This window comes from Nocardioides sp., assembly GCF_050246775.1.
GTDB lineage: Bacteria > Actinomycetota > Actinomycetes > Propionibacteriales > Nocardioidaceae > Nocardioides.
Genome location: NZ_JBFWVK010000004.1, coordinates 203,718 through 222,836 on the forward strand (window position 1 = coordinate 203,718; position 19,119 = coordinate 222,836).

General features: G+C 69.0%; 20 protein-coding genes. 13 read left to right on the forward strand and 7 right to left on the reverse strand.

The genetic code is table 11. The features are described 5' to 3' along the window. The first annotated feature begins 3 nt into the window (after positions 1-3). From AB7I40_RS17865 to AB7I40_RS17890, 6 genes are all read left to right on the forward strand, one after another. Positions 4-438 carry a hypothetical protein gene (locus AB7I40_RS17865; RefSeq protein WP_428344488.1) on the forward strand — a complete coding sequence of 145 codons (435 nt, stop codon included), beginning with the start codon at positions 4-6 and terminating at the stop codon, positions 436-438. A gap of 601 nt (positions 439-1,039) precedes the next feature. Then, positions 1,040-1,336 carry a hypothetical protein gene (locus AB7I40_RS17870; RefSeq protein WP_428348112.1) on the forward strand — a complete coding sequence of 99 codons (297 nt, stop codon included), beginning with the start codon at positions 1,040-1,042 and terminating at the stop codon, positions 1,334-1,336. A 121-nt stretch (positions 1,337-1,457) separates the two neighbouring features. Then, entirely contained in the window at positions 1,458-1,952 is a 495-nt protein-coding gene (locus tag AB7I40_RS17875) for a hypothetical protein (protein WP_428344489.1), read from the forward strand. Positions 1,953-2,104: 152 nt separating this feature from the next. Further along, positions 2,105-3,001 (forward strand): hypothetical protein, encoded by an 897-nt coding sequence (locus AB7I40_RS17880; protein ID WP_428344490.1) that lies wholly within the window; start codon positions 2,105-2,107, stop codon positions 2,999-3,001. Positions 3,002-3,033: 32 nt separating this feature from the next. Next, positions 3,034-3,639 carry an ABC transporter ATP-binding protein gene (locus tag AB7I40_RS17885; RefSeq protein WP_428344491.1) on the forward strand — a complete coding sequence of 202 codons (606 nt, stop codon included), beginning with the start codon at positions 3,034-3,036 and terminating at the stop codon, positions 3,637-3,639. Beyond that, positions 3,639-4,766, forward strand: a complete 1,128-nt coding sequence (locus tag AB7I40_RS17890; RefSeq protein ID WP_428348113.1) for a hypothetical protein — start codon at positions 3,639-3,641, stop codon at positions 4,764-4,766. The genes AB7I40_RS17885 and AB7I40_RS17890 overlap by 1 nt, the downstream gene beginning before the upstream one ends. 121 nt (positions 4,767-4,887) lie before the next feature. Here the strand turns inward: AB7I40_RS17890 and AB7I40_RS17895 are convergent, their stop codons facing one another. Beyond that, positions 4,888-5,595, reverse strand: coding sequence for a M50 family metallopeptidase (locus AB7I40_RS17895; RefSeq protein ID WP_428344493.1), 708 nt, complete (start codon positions 5,593-5,595; stop codon positions 4,888-4,890). 59 nt (positions 5,596-5,654) lie between these two features. Here AB7I40_RS17895 and AB7I40_RS17900 point away from each other — a divergent pair, with 59 nt between their 5' ends. The 7 genes from AB7I40_RS17900 (at position 5,655) to AB7I40_RS17930 (ending at position 13,224) form a co-directional block, all read left to right on the forward strand. Further along, on the forward strand, positions 5,655-7,196 hold the full coding sequence (locus AB7I40_RS17900) for a gamma-glutamyltransferase (RefSeq protein ID WP_428344494.1): 1,542 nt from the start codon (positions 5,655-5,657) through the stop codon (positions 7,194-7,196). Positions 7,197-7,225: 29 nt separating this feature from the next. Further along, on the forward strand, positions 7,226-7,690 hold the full coding sequence (locus tag AB7I40_RS17905) for a TspO/MBR family protein (RefSeq protein ID WP_428344495.1): 465 nt from the start codon (positions 7,226-7,228) through the stop codon (positions 7,688-7,690). Further along, positions 7,687-8,028 (forward strand): cupin domain-containing protein, encoded by a 342-nt coding sequence (locus AB7I40_RS17910; RefSeq protein ID WP_428344496.1) that lies wholly within the window; start codon positions 7,687-7,689, stop codon positions 8,026-8,028. The genes AB7I40_RS17905 and AB7I40_RS17910 overlap by 4 nt, the downstream gene beginning before the upstream one ends. Positions 8,029-8,182: 154 nt before the next feature. After that, positions 8,183-10,297: a peptidoglycan DD-metalloendopeptidase family protein gene (locus AB7I40_RS17915; RefSeq protein ID WP_428344497.1), complete on the forward strand. Its 2,115-nt coding sequence runs from the start codon at positions 8,183-8,185 to the stop codon at positions 10,295-10,297. Between the two features lie 149 nt (positions 10,298-10,446). After that, on the forward strand, positions 10,447-11,496 hold the full coding sequence (locus AB7I40_RS17920; RefSeq protein ID WP_428344498.1) for an alcohol dehydrogenase catalytic domain-containing protein: 1,050 nt from the start codon (positions 10,447-10,449) through the stop codon (positions 11,494-11,496). A gap of 35 nt (positions 11,497-11,531) precedes the next feature. Beyond that, positions 11,532-12,491, forward strand: a complete 960-nt coding sequence (locus AB7I40_RS17925; protein ID WP_428344499.1) for an ABC transporter ATP-binding protein — start codon at positions 11,532-11,534, stop codon at positions 12,489-12,491. Beyond that, positions 12,430-13,224, forward strand: coding sequence for an ABC transporter permease (locus tag AB7I40_RS17930; RefSeq protein ID WP_428344500.1), 795 nt, complete (start codon positions 12,430-12,432; stop codon positions 13,222-13,224). Before AB7I40_RS17925 ends, AB7I40_RS17930 begins: the two co-directional genes overlap by 62 nt. Before the next feature lie 4 nt (positions 13,225-13,228). Here the strand turns inward: AB7I40_RS17930 and AB7I40_RS17935 are convergent, their stop codons facing one another. The 6 genes from AB7I40_RS17935 to AB7I40_RS17960 all read right to left on the reverse strand — a co-directional run bounded on the left by AB7I40_RS17935 (position 13,229) and on the right by AB7I40_RS17960 (position 19,118). Then, positions 13,229-14,866: an NAD(P)-binding protein gene (locus tag AB7I40_RS17935; RefSeq protein ID WP_428344501.1), complete on the reverse strand. Its 1,638-nt coding sequence runs from the start codon at positions 14,864-14,866 to the stop codon at positions 13,229-13,231. A gap of 1 nt (position 14,867) precedes the next feature. After that, positions 14,868-15,866, reverse strand: a complete 999-nt coding sequence (locus tag AB7I40_RS17940; protein ID WP_428344502.1) for a thiamine pyrophosphate-dependent enzyme — start codon at positions 15,864-15,866, stop codon at positions 14,868-14,870. Next, a complete protein-coding gene (locus tag AB7I40_RS17945; protein WP_428344503.1) occupies positions 15,863-17,107 on the reverse strand; it encodes a transketolase C-terminal domain-containing protein in 1,245 nt (414 codons plus the stop codon). Before AB7I40_RS17945 ends, AB7I40_RS17940 begins: the two co-directional genes overlap by 4 nt. Further along, the gene (locus AB7I40_RS17950; RefSeq protein WP_428344504.1) at positions 17,100-17,717 is read right to left on the reverse strand and encodes a 2-oxoacid:acceptor oxidoreductase family protein; all 618 of its coding nucleotides are present in this window, start codon (positions 17,715-17,717) and stop codon (positions 17,100-17,102) included. Before AB7I40_RS17950 ends, AB7I40_RS17945 begins: the two co-directional genes overlap by 8 nt. A gap of 123 nt (positions 17,718-17,840) precedes the next feature. Next, positions 17,841-18,362 (reverse strand): flavodoxin domain-containing protein, encoded by a 522-nt coding sequence (locus AB7I40_RS17955; RefSeq protein WP_428344505.1) that lies wholly within the window; start codon positions 18,360-18,362, stop codon positions 17,841-17,843. Positions 18,363-18,431: 69 nt separating this feature from the next. Next, the gene (locus tag AB7I40_RS17960) at positions 18,432-19,118 is read right to left on the reverse strand and encodes a phosphoribosyltransferase (protein WP_428344506.1); all 687 of its coding nucleotides are present in this window, start codon (positions 19,116-19,118) and stop codon (positions 18,432-18,434) included. Position 19,119 lies beyond the last annotated feature (1 nt).

Here is a 19,119-nt window from a genome sequence, read left to right on the forward strand (position 1 = left end):
TTCGTGGGACTTCAAGCAGCCAGCGTCTATCGGCGCACGCAAGCCGAACGCGACGACCAACTGCTGTCCTGGCAGAGGACCGATCGCGCGTTCTTTGCTGCAGGGGGCTGCCACATACTCGCCTGGACCTGTAGGGAGCTATATCCGGCACAGTCGATCGGCATCGCCGCGCTTCGCGCCGCCGACGAGGATCAGGTCTTCCACACATTCGCCACCTGGAGAGACTGGGCGTTCGACCACTCCGGGTGGCACTCGGAGGAAGACCTGATCAGGGTGAACGAGGACTTCGTCGGCTACCGGCTTGCCCGCGTCGAGATCGCAACGAACCTTGCCGAGTTCTGCCTCCAGCATGACCACCGCATGCCCGACCAGTACTACGACGACCCTCAGCCACGCGCCCGAAGGTATGTGCACCGGTTCGATCCTCCGTGGTCGTGACGTGCGTCCTAGAAAGTCGCCGATAACGGACATTATGTCAGGTAGAGGTCTGCGTAATGCATCAGATTATAGGCGTCGCTCCCCTACCTCGGACCAGGGGAAAAGCGCAGTTGACCTGCAGAAAGGCTGCAGCGCCCTTCTCCGTTGTGCCTCGTCGGCAGGCTAGTCCCGCGGACGACCTTGGTGCCTCCTCAATAGATCGGACCAACGACAGCCGACTCAGTCCGGAAGGCCAAGCCCCATCGGGGACGCTCATGCTCAACGGTCGCCAAATCAGCCAGTACGTCACGGACGACCCGGCCGGGTAGGGTCATCGCCCAAGTTCCTGCCACATGCCCCCTGCTCGTCGCGGTCGCCCGACCTCGGGCGGGATGTCGGCTCGGCGGCCATTAAGAGCACGAAAGCGACATTCGGCGGCTCACGGGCATTCTAGACTTTCTTGGATAATTCTTCCCGTTAGCCGACAATGGTGACATTCTTCCCACTTGGTGCACGTCTATTGACTAGCTACCGACCGGGTGTCATGGTTACCACTTGGACTACGAGCTTCTGAACATTTTATGCTGCTCCTAGGCGCTCGGATTCGCAAAGGGGAATCGCAATGCAGAAGCTTCTCATACCCAAATTGCTGGCGGCCGCGACGCTCGCGACACCCATGCTGGCCGTGGCGCCCTTGCCGGCCCAAGCGGCGGGCTGTCTGTGGGACACGGGCAACGTTTACTCGAACGATTATCGGTGGGTCAGTCTCAATGGCTGCAGTTACGGTCGGGTTCGGCACCACTACGATGCGGCGTGGAGCGCCAACAATTACTGGACATCGTGGAAGGAGGGTGCCAGTTATGCTCAGAGCGCAAGCTCTGCGGAATTGTACGAGGGTCAAACCCAAATTGCGCCGTAGCTGTCCAGCGAGCCTCGCGCCCATTGCGACGCTGGTGGTGGCGCTGATCTTGTCCGGGTGTTCGACCGCTGATTCTCATGGTCGGCCAGGAGAGACCCTGGCGGACGGGAATCAAGGAAATGTGGCCGTCGTTGATCCACAGGGTGATCGCAAGGCGGCTGATGCGTCGCAACTGGCCATTCTGGATTCCGGCGAGAATATCTCGTTTGCTGACTACCAAGGCGCCGTACGACGCAGCGTCGCCTGCATGCGCGATGCCGGCATCGACGTCGTCGGTGACGATCGCGTGGATCGCAGTCGCGGGTTTCCCATGATCGTGTACGGCTTTTCCGACAGTTCCGAGGGCCGAACCGATGACGAGACGCTGGCGGTGGCAGACGCCTGCGTCGCCAAATTTTCGCTCCTGGTCGAAGGTGAATATCAAACCCAACCCACCTCACTCGAGGCCATCGAAGCCGAATTCGCCAAGCGAAAGCCCGTCATCGTCGACTGCCTGAGAAAGTCAGGCACCGATATTGCCGAATCCGCATCGCGTAGTGAGATTGAACTGAAAGTGCGTGAGATTCTCTCAAGCCAGGGAACGGACTGCTTCGCCGAGGCAGGATTCGTGAACTAGTGACCCGTCGCGCGGTCATGTCGCTGACCACATGGGGACTGGCATTAGTTGCCTTTCCGATCCTGTTGGCACTTGGCGCGGGACTCACCATCGCAGTGGACAGCCACTCCCCTGCGCCGACGCTCAGCGGCACAACGCCTCGCCCCGTCGTGGTGCCGATTGTCCTCGGGGACTCGCGGATCAGCTATCAAGTCTCCCTCAAAGCACGGCTCGCACCGGCACGCCTGGTCCGGTCGGGCGCGGACGGCATCGTCACCGAGATATTCGTCCGGCCCGGCAGCGCGGTGCGGCCAACCGAGCAGTTGCTTGCCGTTGACGACACCCCGATCCTCGCCATGGGTGGACCGGCTCCGCTGTTCCGTGACCTGGCTCCGGGTGACATGGGCACAGACGTCCTTCGCCTCGACCGGTTCCTGGTGTCGATCGGGCGCCTGCACACGGCACCTTCACCAGAATTCGGCAGTTCCACCGCCCGGGCCGTTCGCGACCACAACTTCGCCACCGGGCGGGAGACGTCCGGCACGACCTTCCTGGCGTCGTCGGTTGCCTGGATCGGCCCGCGTCCGCTCCTGCACTCCTCCATCGTCGTGGAGGTGGGAGACCGCGTGGCCCTGGACTCCGTGATCCTGAGGTCACGCTCCACACTGCAGCGGGTCGACGTCGCCGAGCCACCTGCCGGCGTACCTGCCGTACCGGGTGGCTACACGCTCCGACTGGGTGAGCTCAGCGTGTTCTACCAAGGAGGCGCCGAGTCGGTCACCACACCTGAGCTGGTCAGGCGCCTCTCCCCTGCGTTCGCCGTCGACCGCGAGGCCGCCGCAACCGTCAGGGCACGTCGCGCTGCGCCCGTCATGCGCGTGCCCGCAGCCAGTGTGATCGTGGATGCCGACGGCACCACCTGCGTCTACCCCGACCGGCACGGTCCGGCGGTGCCAGTCACGGTTCGTGCCGGGGAGCTCGGCGTCGTGGACCTCGACCCCGTCGATGGCCTGCGCGGCGTGCTCGCGAACCCGGCCCAGATCCTGGATGAGTTGACGTGCGGCTCCTAGGTCGCGGACTTGTCCACTCCTTCGCGGGGCGCATGGTTCTCGACGAGGTCGGTTTCGACGTGCGGCGAGGCGAGAGCATCGCCATCGTGGGGCCCTCCGGCATGGGCAAGACCACCCTCCTCGCCATCCTGGGAGGCCTGATCGAACCGGACTCCGGTCGGGTCGGAGTCCAGACCCGTGGGAGGGACGGCCTGCAACCACCCGAGCCGTGGGTCTCCTGGGTTCTCCAGACGACCAACGTGCTGCGCGATCGATCCGTCCTCGCCAACGTCCGACTCGGTTGCTTCGCCGACGCTGCGACTTGGCGCAAGGCCGACGGTAGGGCCAGGGCGGCGCTCGAGCGGGTCGCTCTCGGGGCACGCGCCGACGAGCCCCTGCGGCTCCTGTCCGGGGGCGAGGCACAGCGGGTCGTCATCGCGCGCGCGATGGCCAGCCGACGTCCCTTCCTCCTGGCCGACGAGCCGACCGGCCAGCTCGATTCGGCAACCAGCCGCCTGGTCATGGATGCCCTGTTGGCGGCGAGCCAGCGACGTGGCCTGGTGCTCGTGACCCACGACGCCGAGCTGGCGCAGCGGTGTGATCGGGTCCTGCGGCTCACCGACGGTCGCCTGAGCGACGTAGCGACCGTGAGGCGCTGATGAGTGGCTGGCTCCTCGGAGCGGCCCTTCGAGAGGCGAGCCATAGTTGGCTTCATGGACGATGGCGAACCATCGGTCTCCACGTCGTCTTCGTGGCCGTGGTGGCCGTCCCCTTGAGTGCGGATCTCCAGCACGTCAGCGGATTGCTCAGCCAGGAAAGCGACTGGCTGCACGACGGTGGAGACGTCCTGGTCGCCAGCAGCGAGCAAGGCGTCGGTCGTGCGGGATGCGAGCGGCTCAACCAGATCGAGGGCGTGTGGGGAGCCGGCGCCGTGACCCTGCTGCCAGCTGCTCAGCTCTCGGTGGCACCCGGCGACCCGATTTCCATCCTCGGCGTCACCCCTGGAATCACTCGTGTGCTCGGCTCCGCCGAACTCGGTGGACGTGCCTTGGTCTCGGAGGATCTGGCCCGGAAGTATGGATGGCGGGTCGGCTCTCATGTGGCGCTTGGATCGCAGCCGGCGCGGCACCAGCGGTCCGGCCCGCCCGACCCCGTCACCCGCGATGTGACGCTGCCACTCGGCGCCGTCCAGGTGGGAGCGGTGCGAACTCTCGCGGTCCTGGCCGAGGAGCACGGCTCCGGAGTTGTCCTCGAGCAGGCCCCCACCGGCCTGGCGGACGCCTGCTACGTGCGCGCCGACCTTGCTGCTCGCGAGAGTCTCCACGATGCGCTTCCGGCCCTGGTCGGTGCCGATGGGGCCGACAGTCATGTGACGGTGGCAGACCGGCTCGTGGGCGGAAAGTACGCCCAGGACTATGCCGCACTCTGGGAGAGCCGCCCGTTGCGGAAGGGTCCCTGGATCGCTGGCCTCCTCATGGCCCTGACCTGGCTGCTGATGCGATGGACCACTCGGGCGGACGACGGTCTCTATGCGACGCTCGGGGCCGGCAGGGTCTGTTTGCTCGTGATCAGGGAGGTCGAGTTCTCCCTCCACCTGGTCCCCGGCGTGGCGATCGGGCTGGCGGCCGCGGCATCGTTCGCCGCCGCATCCGGTACCAGCTGGTTCGTGTTGTGGCCCGAGATGATGCGCTACGGCCTCGTCAGCGCTCTGACCGCGACCGCCGTGGCCTCGATCTGGGCGTTCCTTCCGCGGCCGTCGCCGTTGGATGCTCTCAAGGAGCGCTAGGGAGCCAGTTCCTCGAACAGGGTGATCTGCAGCCCGGCCGGCGCCTCCATCCGTGAGTTCAGCGAACGCCACGGGGTCTTGACCGGTCGCCGAACGCATGATCGCTGCCTGACCTGACCTCTCACAGATCGACGAGCTGCGCGGCGCCCACCACCAGGCACGCCACGGTGACGACCAGGAAGAAGCCGACCCACACGAGCCCAGGCAGCCCGGTCAGCCGAGCCAGGGCATCGGCATCCGAGGACCCCCCTCTCCCCCGCCGGCGATGGATCTGCAGCTCGATCACAGCGCGCGGGGACCCCAGGAGCAGGAACCACGTGCCGGCGTACGCCGCCAGCGACTGCCACCCGGCGCTTCCCCACCACGACACGGCAAAGACGCCGAGCCCGGCCACCAGGACGGCGTAGAGGCCGTAGAAGTTGCGGATCTGGAGCAACAGCAACGCCAGCAGCAGCACCGCCAGCCACAGGACTGCGAGGGCGTGGCCGGCCCCGAGCAGGGAGGCGGCGCCCAGACCGAGCACGGCCGGCCCGACATAACCCGCCGCCGCCGTCACCACCATTCCCGGTCCCGTCGGACGACCACGGGACACGGTGAGGCCCGACGTGTCCGAGTGCAGCCTGATGCCCGCCAGCTGCCGCCCCGTGACCAGAGCGGCGACCCCGTGACTCCCCTCGTGCGCGATCGTCAGCGCGTGCCGAGCGATCCGCCACGGCCGCGGCACCACCACGAGCAGCAGCGCGAACAGGAACGACGCCAGGACCACCCCGTCGGGCACCGGCTGGGTGCCGGTCACCTCGCGCCAGACGTCTGTGATCGGCTCCATCATGGGGTCACCGTACGGGCGCAGGCGAAGCCCCACGCCGCTCCGGCTGACATCATGGACCGGTGAGCTCGCACCAGGTCGCCGTCGCGGCCACCGGCCAGCAGTCTCTCGAGGCCGGACTCGGGGTGGCTGCCGACGGTGGCAACGCCTTCGACGCGGCGATGGCCGCCGCGCTGGTCGCCATGGTGACCGAACCCGGGGTGGTCAGCATCGGCGGGGGCGGATTCATCTCGGCCTGGCCGGCCGGCGGCGAGCCGATCGTGATCGACGGCAACGTGGAGATGCCGGGGCGCGGGCTCCCGCCCGAACGGCGCGGCGGCGGTGTCCGTGAAGTCGTCACCACCTACGGGGGCGGAGTCACGATGCACGCCGGTCACGGCTCGGTGGCCACGCCAGGCATCGTGCCCGCCTTCGACGTGGCACACGAACGTTTCGCCCGGTTGGACTGGGCCCGGCTCGTTGCTCCGGCCATCTCCGCGGGTCGGGACGGCTACCCGATGAGCTCGGCGGCCTCCCTCTACCTGGGCTTCACCGCCGACACCCTGTTCGGCTCGGACCCCGAGGCGCACGCGCTCGTCACCAGACCCGATGGCGGAGTGCTGGCCGGCGGTGAGCGGACCCGCAACGTGTTGGTCGCCGACACACTCGAGCAGCTGGCCACCGAAGGACCGTCACTCTTCACCCACGGTGCGGTGGCCAGGGCGCTCGTCAACGACATGGCGGCCAACGGTGGTCTCATCACCGCGGAGGACCTCGCCGCCTACCAGGCCGTCGTGCGGCCGGCGTACTGCCTCGACGTGGGTGCCTGGCACATCGCCACCAACCCGCCCCCGTCGGTCGGCGGCCCGATGCTGGCGATCATGCTCGGTGAGCTGGCGCGGCGAGATGCCGAACACGGCGGCTGGACCTGGGCGGACGCCATCGAGATCCAGCGCGCCGTACTGGGCTACCGGACCTCCGTGCACGACCTGTCCGGCGATCTCACAGCCGACGGGCTGGCCCTGCTGCGAGCGGTCGGCGCCGACGGCCTGAAGGCCCTGCGGACCTCACCCTCCACGGCCCACATCTCGGCGGTGGACTCCCTGGGCAACGCGTGCGCCATCACGGTGAGCAGCGGGTACGGCGCCGGCATGACCATCCCTGGCACCGGGATCCTGCTCAACAACAGTCTCGGGGAGATGGAACTGAACCGACGCGGGCTGCATGCCGCTCCCCCGGGCACCCGCCTGGCCTCCAACATGGCTCCGACCACCGGCCGGACCGACGACGGACGAGTCCTGGCCATCGGCTCTCCCGGCGCGGACCGGATCACGACGGCGCTGATGCTCGTGCTGGGCCAGGGCTGCCTGCGGCACGCCGACCTGCAGTCCGCTATCGCGGATCCACGAGTGCACCTGCGTCTCGGTGAGGACGGCTCCTTCCGCGTCGAGTACGAACGTGATCGCGACATCGAGGCCGCGGTCGCCGCGAGCGGCCTGTCCGGGCACGAGTACCCCGAACCGCACATGTACTTCGGCGGAGTGGGCGCCGCCTACCACTCCCCCGATGGCCAGCTCACCGCCGCAGGAGACTCCCGGCGTGCTGCCGCCACCGGGGTCAGCTGAGTCACCGCGGGGTGGGTAGGTTGGCGAACATGGCCGCTCGCACCCTCGTCCGCACCGCTGCCGCCGTGACGACCACCGCCGTGATCGGTGGCCTCGGCACCGATGTCAGGTCGGGTTGGTACGCGCGGCTCGACAAGCCGGCCTGGCAACCCCCGGGGTGGGCTTTCGGGCCTGCGTGGACGACCCTGTACGCCCTGATGGCCGTCGGCGCGGCCCGGACCATCGACCGACTCCCTGCCGACGAGGCCAGGGAATTCGAGGCTGCCTTCGGTGCCAACCTGGTGCTGAACGGCGGCTGGAACTGGCTGTTCTTCAAGGCGCACCGCCCCGACCTCGCCCTCGCGGAGATCGCCGTCCTCGAGGTGTCGTGTCTCGACCTGGTGCGCCGCTCCGCCAAGGTCGATCGGGCCGCCGCTGCCATGCTGACGCCGTACGCCCTCTGGGTGGGGTTCGCCTCGACCCTCAACGCCTCGATCTGGCGGAGGAACCGGTGAGCGCTCGGCTGTTGAGCAGCGATGTGGTCGCAGCTGCCCTGCAGCACGAGCCGCTGCCGGTCGAGGACCTGATCGACGGAGAACCCACGGCTGCCTCGACCCCTCTCGACTCCCTGGGCGGGGTGGAGATCGGGATCTGGGAGATGACCGTGGGTGGTGCCCGTGACACCGAGGTCGACGAGGTGTTCATCGTCGTGTCCGGTCGCGGCACGGTTCGTTTCGACGACGGCGAGGAGCTCGCGCTGTCCCCCGGGGTGGCTGTCCGACTGTCGGCTGGCGAGCAGACCTCCTGGACCGTCCACGAGACGCTGCGCAAGGTCTACATCGCACCTGAGTGACCCTGATGAGCCCCGGGCACGATGATCGGGTGACCCACGTGGTCACAACGGGCTACCCAGACGTGTCATTTCAGGTGGAACTAGGACATTCCCCCTCCCCAACCGCGTCACCGCCCAAGACTCGACACGTCTACATCCCTGGGGTAGGAGAGACGTGTCCATCAGGAAGCTTGGCTCGGTCGCGACCACTGCGGTGCTCGCGCTCCTCCTCGCGCCCCTGAGCCTGACCTCGCCAGCGCACGCCGAGGACACCTCGCGCAGCGCGTCCCGTGCCGGCGCGAGGGTCGAGAGCCTGGACCTGCCCCACCTGCAGATGGAAGCAGCCAAGCTCCAGGCAGGTTTCGTGCGGGCATCCCTGGAGTTGGAGCAGGCAAGACTCGAGCTGGCCGCTGCGCAGGGCGAGGTTGCCGATGCCGAGGTGCGCGCCGAGCGAGCCCAGGCCACCGCCGATCGAGAATCCCAGAACCTCGCCACCTACGTCGACACGCTCTACACCCAGGGCCCCAGCATGGATTCCGGTCTGATGGTGCTCGTCACCGGACTGACCCACGACGACACCATGTGGCGCGAGAACCTGGTGTTCGAACAGGTCACGAGCGACCAGGCCACCGTCGTCGAGCGTGCCCAGATCGCCCGCAGCGCGGCGATCGCACTGCAGGCCGAGGCCGAGAAACGCCAGGAGGAGGCCGACAAGGCCGAGGCCAAGGTCCAGGCGGTGCTCATTGACATCTCCGAGCGTGCCGACCAGGTCACCGCGGCGGCCGAGGACAGCTTCCAGGACAACAGCCAGGAGGCGGAGTTCAACGACGTCCAGCAGTCCGCGCGCAACAAGGCGGCAGGGTCACTGTGGCGCGGCTACCAGCGCCGGCTGCGTGAGGATCACGTGAAGCTGCCGAGCGCGAAGGCCCTGCGCGACCCTCGTCACCTGCCGCCGGGCCTGGTGGCCCTCACCGGCAAGCACAAGGCACGGATCCCCGGCGTCGCTCTCAGCGCCGACAACCGGGCGCTGACCGTCCTGCCCCGTCCCGTCGTCACCGCCGTGACGTCCTCACTTGCCGAGCTGGCCAAGCCCTACGTCGCCGGTGGTCTCGGTCCGGAGAGCTACGACTGTGGTGGCCTCGTCGCCGCGGCGTACCCCGGACGCGGCAGCACCCCGGCCGACCTCTTCGAGCACACCCGTCCGGTGCCGCGCGACACCGTCCAGGTCGGCGACCTGGTCTTCTTCGCCACCGAGGGCGCAGGCATCCACCACGTCGGCATCTACCTCGGCGGCGAGCTGATGATCGCCGCCGACGGGCCGGCCAGCCAGGTCGCCGTACTGCCCCTGCCGGAGAAGCCGTACGCCGTCACCCGACCCTCGCTGCCCGTCGGCAAGGCTCACGACGCGCCCACCGGCGACGGAACCGAGCAGATGACCTGTGGTTCGCAGCTGATCGCCGGCGGCGTCACCACGGCGGGCATGGTCTCCCCCGTCGCACCGGGTGAGTTCACCTTCAGCAGCAGGTTCGGTGAGCCCGGCGTGCACTGGGGCTCCGGCTTCCACACCGGCCTGGACTTCGCGGCCCCGGTCGGCACGCCGGTCGTGGCTGCGCGCGAGGGGACGGTCTCGATCTCGCACCCTGACTGGGCCGGCAACCTGGTCACCGTCGACCACGGCAACGGACTCACGACCACCTATGCCCACCTGTCCTCGGTGTTCGTGAAGCCCGGCCAGGAGGTCCTGGCCGGACAGAGCATCGGCGCCGTCGGGCAGCTCGGCAACACCACCGGCCCGCACCTGCACTTCGAGGTGGTCATCCTGGGCACTCCCGTGGACCCCGAGCTGTTCCTCGGCGGAGGTGGCCCGGAGGGTAGCGCCGGCTGGGGCGGCTTCCTCAACGGCATGATCCCCACGACCGAGCTCTGCGGCCTCGAGTCCGCCCCCGGCCAGCTGCTCCGCTGTGACGCCGCACGGGCCTACGACGCCCTGGCCCGCGCCTACCGCGGCCAGTTCGGCAGCGAGATGTGCATCACCGACTCCTACCGGACCTTCGCCTCGCAGGTCACCACCTTCGCCAACAAGCCCGGGCTCGCCGCGGTGCCCGGCACCTCGAACCACGGCTGGGCACTCGCGGTCGACCTCTGCGGCGGCATCGAGGACCCCGCCAGTGCCGAGCATGCCTGGTTGCAGTCCACGGCACCCGCCTTCGGGTGGACCCACCCGGAGTGGGCCGAGCCCGGCGGCGGACGCCCGGAGCCCTGGCACTGGGAGTTCGGCAACATCTCCTGACGGCCCGTCGTTGGTGAGGACCAAGGTCCCCCCGGTCGGGGAACCAAGCCTCCACCGCCCCAGCAACGCCCTTGACAGCATGGGTGGAGGAGTTGGTGGGCCATGGGTCTGTCCGTTGCCCACCCCACATCGAGAGGGGCGCAACAGCCATGAAGGCACTCGTGTACGGCGGCGTAGACCACCGATCATGGACCGACGTACCCGACCCGTCGGTCAAGGACCCCGAGGACGCCATCGTGCGCGTCGACGCGGTCACCATCTGCGGAACCGACCTCCACATCCTCAAGGGTGACGTGCCCGAGGTCGAGACCGGCCGCATCCTCGGCCACGAGGCCGTGGGCACCGTGCTGCAGATCGGCTCACACGTGCGCGACATCCAGGTCGGCCAGCGTGTGCTGGTCTCCTGCATCTCGGCGTGTGGACGCTGCCGCTACTGCAAGGAGGGGCGCCACGGACAGTGCCTCGGAGGAGGTGGCTGGGTCCTCGGCCACACCATCGACGGCACGCAGGCCGAGCTGGTCCGGGTCCCGTTCGCCGACCACTCGTTGCACGTCCTCCCCGAGAACGTGAGCAGTGAGGACGCACTGATGTTGGCCGACATCCTGCCGACGTCGTACGAGGTCGGCGTCCTGGCCGGCCGGGTGTCCCCCGGCGACACCGTGGTCGTGGTGGGCGCAGGCCCGATCGGGCTGGCAGCTCTGGCCACCGCCAGACTCTTCACCCCGTCTCAGGTCGTCATGGTCGATCCCGCTGCCTCCCGTCGCGAGAGCGCCCTGGCAGCAGGTGCCGATCACGCCGTGGCGCCCGAGGACGCCGAGGCCCTGGTCGCCTCGCTCACCGGTGGCGCCGGAGCGGACGTCGTGGTCGAAGCAGTGGGAGTCCCGAGCAGCTTCGAGCTCTGCACCGCGCTGGTGCGTCCTTGCGGTCACGTGGCGAACGTCGGCGTCCACGGCGAGCCCGCCACCCTTCACCTCGAGCAGCTGTGGATCAAGGACGTCACCATCACGACCGGACTGGTCGACACCCGGACCACGCCTTTGCTCCTTCGTCTCCTCAGTGAGGGCAAGTTGGACGTGTCGTCGCTGGTGACGCACCGTTTCGGCCTCGACGAGATGCAGGACGCCTACGACGTGTTCTCCCAGGCCGGCGAGACCGGAGCACTCAAGGTCGCGCTCTTCAACCCCGACACCGTCGTCTGAGCAGCCTGGAACGAGGAGACGAGCGGAGAGGCCGAATGGAGCTCGCGGTCAGCACCCTCGGCCTCACCAAGCGCTTCGGCAGCCGGGTCGCCCTCAGCGACCTCGACCTGGAGGTGCCGGTGGGCAGCATCTTCGGCTACCTGGGTCCCAACGGCGCCGGCAAGACGACGACGATCAAGTTGCTCGCGGGCCTCTACCGGCCGACGTCGGGACGCGCGGTCGTCCTGGGCTCGGACGTGGCGACCGACCGCGACGGGGTGCAGGCCCGCATCGGCTATCTCCCCGGCGACTTCACCGGCTACCTGGACCAGACGGGACGCCAGTTCATCGGCCTGCTGGGTGCCTTGCGCGGTGGCGCGGACTGGGATCACGTGGGGTCCTTGGCACGGCGCCTCGATCTCGACCTCGACCGCCGGATGGGCACGTTGTCGCACGGCAACCGGCAGAAGGTGGGGATCGTGCAGGCTCTGATGGGGCGGCCCGAGCTGCTCATCCTCGACGAGCCGACCCAAGGACTCGACCCACTGATGCAACGCGAGTTCCTGGCCCTCCTGCGCGAGGTCCGCGACGAGGGACGCACGGTGCTGCTGTCCTCGCACGTGCTCTCCGAGGTCGAGGCCGTGGCTGACACCGTCGGGATCCTCGACGACGGCCGGCTGCTGGCCACGCGCACGATGACCGAGCTGCACGCCGACGCCGTACGCCGGATGGACCTCACCTTCGAGGACCGGGTGCCTGCCGAGGCCCTTCGCGCCGCAGCCGGGGTGCGCTGCGTCGAGGTCACCGGCCCGACCGCACAGATCACCGTCACCGGGTCACTGGCCGACCTCTTCCGGGTGGCGGCGCCGTACGGCGTCGTCGACGCCACCACCCACCAGACGGACCTGGCCGACGTCTTCCTCGGCTTCTACGACGAGAGGAGTGGAGTCTCCGATGCGCAGCATCTACACGAAAGCGCTGTGGGACCAGCGGCGAAGTCTTCCCGCCTGGGCTAGTGCGTTGGCCCTCATGGTGTTCCTGGAGGCCGCCATGTGGCCCTCGCTGTCGGACATGAGCGAACTGGACGCCTACCTCGACGACTTCCCGTCAGCGCTCAAGGAGGTCTTCTCGATCGACCAGATGTCGACCGGGCAGGGGTTCCTCAACGCGGAGCTCTTCACGCTGATGCTGCCGATGATGTTCGTCGTCTTCGGCGTACTCCACGGAGCGCGCATGGTCGCCGGTGAGGAGGCGGCCGGGACACTGGATCTGCTGCTGGTCACTCCGTTGTCGACCACCCGATTCCTGGTCGAGGAGGCCCTGGCGCTCACCACCAGCCTGGCTGCGCTGGGCGCTGCCGTCTTCACCGCCACGATTCTGGGCAGCGCCGCGTTCGGACTGCAGGTGAGCGTCGTCGCGGCCCTCTCCGGGTCCTTGGCCGTCACCCTGCTCGGGCTCGAGTTCGGCGTGCTCGCCCTCGCCATCGGCGCCCTGACCGGTCGCCGGGGCCTGGCACTCGGACTCACTTCGGCACTCGGCCTCGCCACGTACGTGCTCTACGTCGCGGGGATGTTCGTGGATGCGCTCTCCCCGTGGCGTGTGCTGTCCCCCTTCGACCAGGCACTGAGCGCCGGCCCCTTGGCCCCGGACCTCCCAGCCTCAATGCTGTGGCTCGTGGTCGTGTCGGTGCTGGCCTGCCTGGCGGTGCTCCCGCTCTGGGCTCGCCGCGACATCGGCGCCAGCAGCTGACCTCTCAGATGTCTTCGGGCACCATCTCGATGGCCCCCGCCGGGCACTCGCTCACGCACAGCCCGCAGCCCTTGCAGTAGTCCAGGTCGATCAGGTACGGCGATCCTGGCAGCCCGGTCTTGGAGATCGCGTTGTCGGGACACACGGCGAAGCAGTTGTCACAGGAGAAGCAGGTGCCGCACGACAGGCAGCGACGAGCCTCGTACGCCGCGTTCTCCTCGTCGAGGCCCTGGACGACCTCTTCGAAGTTCGTCTGGCGGCGGACAGCCTCCAGACGGGCCCGATGGGTGCGTGGGGCGTCCTCGAAGTACCACGTGTTCAGGGAGGCGAAGTCGGCCAGCCGGACCGGTGGCGGCGTCGGCACCGAAGCGCCCGCGAGCCACGCGTCCACGGCCTGTGCCGCTCGGCGTCCGTGACCGATGGCCACGGTCACCGACCGCTCCCCCGCCACCATGTCGCCACCGGCGAAGATGCCCGGGTGGGCCGTCATCTGCGTACGGTCGACGTGGACGATGCCCTCGTGCACCTCCACCCCGTCCAGGCCGTCGAGGAGAGACAGGTCGGTCTCCTGCCCCAGGGCCAGGACCACAGTGTCGGCCGACAACTCCTCGAGCGCCCCGGTGGCCTGCGGGAAGCCGGTCTCGTCGAGCTCCATGCGCTCGACCACGACCGTGCGTCCCTCGACGTGGTCGATGGTGGAGAGCCAGCGGAACACCACCCCCTCGTCCTCGGCCTCACGCACCTCGCTCTCGTGCGCCGGCATCCGGTCCCGGGTGCGCCGGTAGATGATGACCGCCTCGTCGGCGCCCAGCCTCTTCGCGGTGCGGGCGGCATCCACCGCGGTGTTGCCCCCGCCGTAGACGGCGACCTGCCGGCCCAGCAACGGCCGCTCCCCCTCGCCGAGGTCGTGCAGCAGGGCGACAGCGTCGACCAGGTGGGCAGCCGAACCCGCCGGGACGTAGGCCCGCCGGCCGATCTGGGCACCGACCGCGAGGAACGCGGCGTCGTACCCGTCGTCAGCCATCGTGGCGTCGAGATCGGTGACCCCTGAGCCCAACTGCAGTTCCACGCCGAGATCGGTGATGCGCCGGATCTCGGCGTCGAGCACCTCGCGGGGCAGCCGGTAGGCGGGAATCCCGAACCGCATCATGCCGCCGGCCTGCGCGGCCGAGTCCCGCACCGTCACCCGGTGGCCTCGGCGGGCCAGCTGGTAGGCAGCCGACAGACCGCTGGGACCCGCCCCGACCACGAGCACGTGTTTTCCGGTTGCCGGGGCGTTCGCGGGCAGGGCCCAGTGCTGGTCGATGGCGCGGTCGCCGATGAAGCGCTCGACCGAGTTGATGCCGACCGCCTCGTCCAGCTGTCCGCGGTTGCAGGCGGTCTCGCAGGGGTGGTAGCAGACCCGTCCCATCACCGCCGGGAACGGGTTGTCCTCCACGATGCGATGCCAGGCCCGTTGGTAGCCTGGCCCGCCCTCCTCGGCGTCGTACAGCCAGGAGCGCACGTCCTCGCCGGCCGGACAGCCGTTGCCGCACGGTGAGGTGCTGGTGGCGTACACCGCACGTTCGGTGCGCCAGGACCCCGTCTTGTCCGCCCGGCTCGACGCCGGGTCCAGCGTGATCGCAAAAGGCTTCCTGTCCATCTCACGCACGTCCTTCTTCGAGCAGTCCGTACCGGGCGATGTTGCGGTCCGCGATCTCCTGCAGTTTCGCGACGACGTCGGGCCGCGGGTGATCGCCGAACAGATGGGCGAAGCGCCCCTGCAACCTCAGGTAGTCCGACACGGGAACCTGCCGCCGGATCCTCGACACCGCGCTCACCTCCCCGTGCTCGGCCTCGAACACCGCGAAGAACCCCGACTCGGTGGCGAGCCGAGCGAGCCGGACCGTGTCCTCGGTCGCCGACCTCCAGCCGGGCGGGCACGGCACCAACACGTGCAGGTACCTCGCCCCGTGCATCGACATGGCCTTGTCCACCTTGCGCTCGAGGTCGTGCAGGTCGGCGATCGTGGCCGTCGCGACGTACGGGATGCCATGGGCCATGGCGATCCGCGGCACGTCCTTGCCCTGGCCGAAGCTGTTGCCCGGGTCGGCTCCGAGCGCCTTGGTGTTGGCGGTGCTGGCCGCCGGCGGCGTCGCCCCGGACCGCTGGACGCCGGTGTTCATGTAGCCCTGGTTGTCGTAGCACACGAACAGGACGTCGTCGTTGCGCTCGAACATCCCCGAGAGACAACCGAAGCCGATGTCGACCGTGCCGCCGTCCCCCGCCTGCCCCACCACTCGGATGTCGTCGCGGCCCAGAGCGCGCAGGCCCGCAGCCATCCCGGACGCCACGGCGGGCGCGTTGCCGAAGAGCGAGTGCACCCAGGGGACCTGCCACGACGACTCCGGGTAAGGCGTGGAGAAGACCTCCAGGCACCCGGTCGCATTGACCACGACCACCTTCCCGTCGCTGGCTCGCATCGTCGCGTCCAGGACGTAGCGAGCACCCAGCACCTCGCCGCAACCACGGCAGGCGCGGTGTCCGCTGGTGATGGCGTTGGAACGAGCGCTGTCGGACTGCACCGTTCGCTGGTCAGCCTCCAGGAGGCGATTGCCCGCAGCGAAGGTGCCGACCTGGTAGAGCTTGAGATCCTCGCTCATCGCGCACCACCTCCGGGGTTGCGGCCACGACTGGCCGAGACGACCGAGCGTGGTACGGCGTCAGCCTCGAGCTCGTGCTCCACCAAGGCGCGGTCGAGATCGAGGAAGTGCAGGGCGTGCGGGTCCACCCGGTCGGCCAGTACGTCGTCGAGCAGGGCACGGACCGAGGCGCGCGTCACCGGCCGTCCTCCCAGACCTGCGACGACCTCGAAGACCTGGTCCACGCGGCCCAGGACGGAGAGCCGGACATCGGTCCCGAGGATCGCGCCGGAGCCGACCGCGAATGCACGCTCGAGCACGATGACCCGGGAGGCCGTCGACAACGCGTCGCGCACCTCGTCGAAGGGCCAGGGCCGGAAGCAGGTCACGGCCAAGGCCCCGACCGCCACGCCTTCGTCACGCAGGTCGTCCACGACGTCCTCGACCGCACCCAGCACGGACCCCATGGCAACCACCACGGTCTCGGCCCCCTCGGTGCGGTAGTGGTGGGTCAGCCCACCTGAGGCGCGCCCGAAGCTGCGCTCGAACTCCGCCCCGACCGAGCGGACCTCGTCGAGTGCCAGCAGCTGGTGCGCCGCGGCGAGGTACCTGACCTCGGAGAACGCGTCGGGCCCGACCATGGCCCCGATGGTGACCGGGTCGTTCGGGTCGAGCACCTGCCGTGGCACGAACGGAGGCAGGAACGCGTCGACCTGGTCCTGGTCGGGCACGTCGATCGCCTCGACGGCGTGGGTGAGCACGAAGCCGTCCATGCACACCATGACCGGGAGCGAGCAGCGCTCCGCGATGGCGAACGCCTGGACGTGGAGGTCCACGGCCTCCTGGTTGGACTCCGCGAACAGCTGGATCCAGCCGCAGTCGCGCTGAGACATCACGTCGGAGTGGTCGTTCCAGATGTTGATGGGTGCCCCGATCGCGCGGTTGGCGACCGTCATGACGATCGGCAGCCCCAGCCCCGAGACGTTGGGAAGCGCCTCGGCCATGTAGAGCAGCCCTTGGCTGGCCGTCGCGGTGTAGCTGCGGGCGCCGACCACGCTGGCGCCGAGACACGCGCTGATGGCCCCGAACTCCGACTCGACCATGAGGTACTCGCAACCGGTGAGCATCCCGGTCCGGACGTGGTCGGAGAGCGCCTCGACGATGTGGGTCTGGGGTGAGATCGGGTACGCCGCCACCACGTGCGGGCGGCAGCGGGCCACGACGTCGGCGACGGCCCGGGATCCCTCGACCTGCTCACGCATCGACGTACGCTCCCGAGCCTCGCAGCACCACGGCGTGGGCCTCGGTCGCTGCCGCGGCATTGGCCTCCCCGAGATCCCCGGGGAACCGGGCACGGATGGCAGTGGTCACCGCGTCCAGCGACACGACACCGGTCAACGCCGCGAAGGCGCCGAGCAGGGCTGCATTGGGAAGCGGTCTGCCGAGATGCTTGCGCGCCAACTCGGTCGCGGGCACGGTGACCACCCGCCCGGCCACCGGGACCGGTTCCAGGGAGTCCAACCCCAGCTCCTGTGGCGTCCGCGAGCTGTTCACGAGCAGGTACGTCTCAGCGGTTCGACCCTCCAGCACCGAGGCCAGCCCCATCAGCGTGGGGTCCTGGACCACGAGTGCGTCCGGTCGGGTGATGGGGTCGTGGGCACGGATGGGTCGGTCCGCGATCCTGCAGAACGCCATGACCGGCGCGCCGGTCCGTTCCGACCCGAACGTGGGGAAGGCCTGGGCGTCGCGTCCCTCGTCGAAGGCGGCCACCGACAGGAGTTCCGCCGCGGTGACGACTCCCTGTCCTCCCCGGCCGTGGAAGCGTACTGCGAACATCCGGCTCGTTTCGTCGTCGCTGTCTCGCGGAGCCATGGCTGGTCCTCTCTGGTCACTGCCTGCTTCGAGCCTCGCAGGGTCCGCGCGGCGAGGCAGGGGCCCTTCGTCCCTGGTCTCGTGACCGATGGTCACAGCTCCCCTGCTCGGCCCAGCGGCATGTCAGGCAAGGGCCTGCCCGATCTCGGCGGTCCACTCGTCCACGTCCGACCAGTCGCGAAAATCGCCCTCCGGCATGAGCGCGCGCCCAGCGGGCAGGCGGCGCATGGATCGTTCGGCGAACGTGAGCCGGCTCGGATCGAGAGCACCGAAGAAGACCCGGTGGTCCCGTGGTCGCACGGCCTCCTGGAGATCGAGGAGCTCGCGTGGCCGGGTGACGGTGCGCAGGTCGGCACCGTGCTCGTCCACGACCTCGTCACCGAGCGGCCCGCTGCTGAACAACCACACCGGCCGCGTGGCCAGGACCTCCTGGGCGCCTCGCACGAAGGACGACGCAGACCTCATCCAGCGCCCGAGGTAGAGCGCACTTCCCACCACGAACGCGTCGTACGACGCCACGTCGTCGACGTCACCCACGGCGCACACGTCAACCCTGTGACCGGCCGATCGCAGGTTGTCCCCGATCCGCTGGGCGATGCCAGCCGTAGCGCCGTGCTTGCTGGCATGCGTGACCAAGATCCTCATTGCTCCCACCTCCGCGGTACCTGTTGCTCCATGCTCGTTACGGGGACGGTGGGCCGGCAGGGCCGTTGGTCATCCGGACGGCGGCCGGACGTCAGGTGTGAGACCTCCCGGTTCTCCGGAAAGGCCCGGCCCAGAGGCCAGCAGCCTGATCACCTCGTGATCCTCGGTGGCCGAGAAGTCGTCGTAGTACTGGCCGACTGAGCCGAACCGGTCCGGTGTCTCGACGACGACCACCTCGTCGGCGCAGCCCAGGGTCCTCAGGGTCTCGGCCGGCGCGACCGGCGCCGCGAGGACCACCCGAGAGGCGCCGAAGTGGCGAGCGACGTCACAGGCCACCCGCGCCGTCGATCCGGTGGCGATGCCGTCGTCGACGATCACCGCGACGCGTCCCCGCAGGTCCACAGGCTCTCGTCCCTGCCGATAGCGCGCGACCCGCCGCTCCAGCTCAGCGCGCTCGCGACTCTCCACGGCCTGCCATTGCTGTGCGGTGACGCCTACCTGTTCAACGACGTCCTGGCTTGCGACCAAGAAGCCCGCCTCACCGATGGCGCCCATCGCCAGTTCCTCGTGGAAGGGCACACCGAGCTTGCGTACGACGAGGACGTCAAGCGGGGCATGAAGCGCCTCGGCGACCTCCGAGGCGACTGGAACTCCGCCGCGCGGCAGACCGAGCACCACGCAGTCCTGGCCGCGCAGGTGCACGAGAAGCCGTGCGACCTGGTGCCCCGCGTCGACACGATCACGGAAACGACGCACG

Coding starts and splice junctions, on each gene's coding strand:
- AB7I40_RS17955 (WP_428344505.1), bottom strand. CDS start 18,362: ATGAGGATCTTGGTCACGCATGCCAGCAAGCACGGCGCTACGGCTGGC.
- AB7I40_RS17895 (WP_428344493.1), bottom strand. CDS start 5,595: ATGATGGAGCCGATCACAGACGTCTGGCGCGAGGTGACCGGCACCCAG.
- AB7I40_RS17920 (WP_428344498.1), top strand. CDS start 10,447: ATGAAGGCACTCGTGTACGGCGGCGTAGACCACCGATCATGGACCGAC.
- AB7I40_RS17950 (WP_428344504.1), bottom strand. CDS start 17,717: ATGGCTCCGCGAGACAGCGACGACGAAACGAGCCGGATGTTCGCAGTA.
- AB7I40_RS17940 (WP_428344502.1), bottom strand. CDS start 15,866: ATGAGCGAGGATCTCAAGCTCTACCAGGTCGGCACCTTCGCTGCGGGC.
- AB7I40_RS17905 (WP_428344495.1), top strand. CDS start 7,226: ATGGCCGCTCGCACCCTCGTCCGCACCGCTGCCGCCGTGACGACCACC.
- AB7I40_RS17925 (WP_428344499.1), top strand. CDS start 11,532: ATGGAGCTCGCGGTCAGCACCCTCGGCCTCACCAAGCGCTTCGGCAGC.
- AB7I40_RS17930 (WP_428344500.1), top strand. CDS start 12,430: ATGCGCAGCATCTACACGAAAGCGCTGTGGGACCAGCGGCGAAGTCTT.
- AB7I40_RS17890 (WP_428348113.1), top strand. CDS start 3,639: ATGAGTGGCTGGCTCCTCGGAGCGGCCCTTCGAGAGGCGAGCCATAGT.
- AB7I40_RS17885 (WP_428344491.1), top strand. CDS start 3,034: ATGGTTCTCGACGAGGTCGGTTTCGACGTGCGGCGAGGCGAGAGCATC.
- AB7I40_RS17935 (WP_428344501.1), bottom strand. CDS start 14,866: ATGGACAGGAAGCCTTTTGCGATCACGCTGGACCCGGCGTCGAGCCGG.
- AB7I40_RS17945 (WP_428344503.1), bottom strand. CDS start 17,107: ATGCGTGAGCAGGTCGAGGGATCCCGGGCCGTCGCCGACGTCGTGGCC.
- AB7I40_RS17870 (WP_428348112.1), top strand. CDS start 1,040: ATGCAGAAGCTTCTCATACCCAAATTGCTGGCGGCCGCGACGCTCGCG.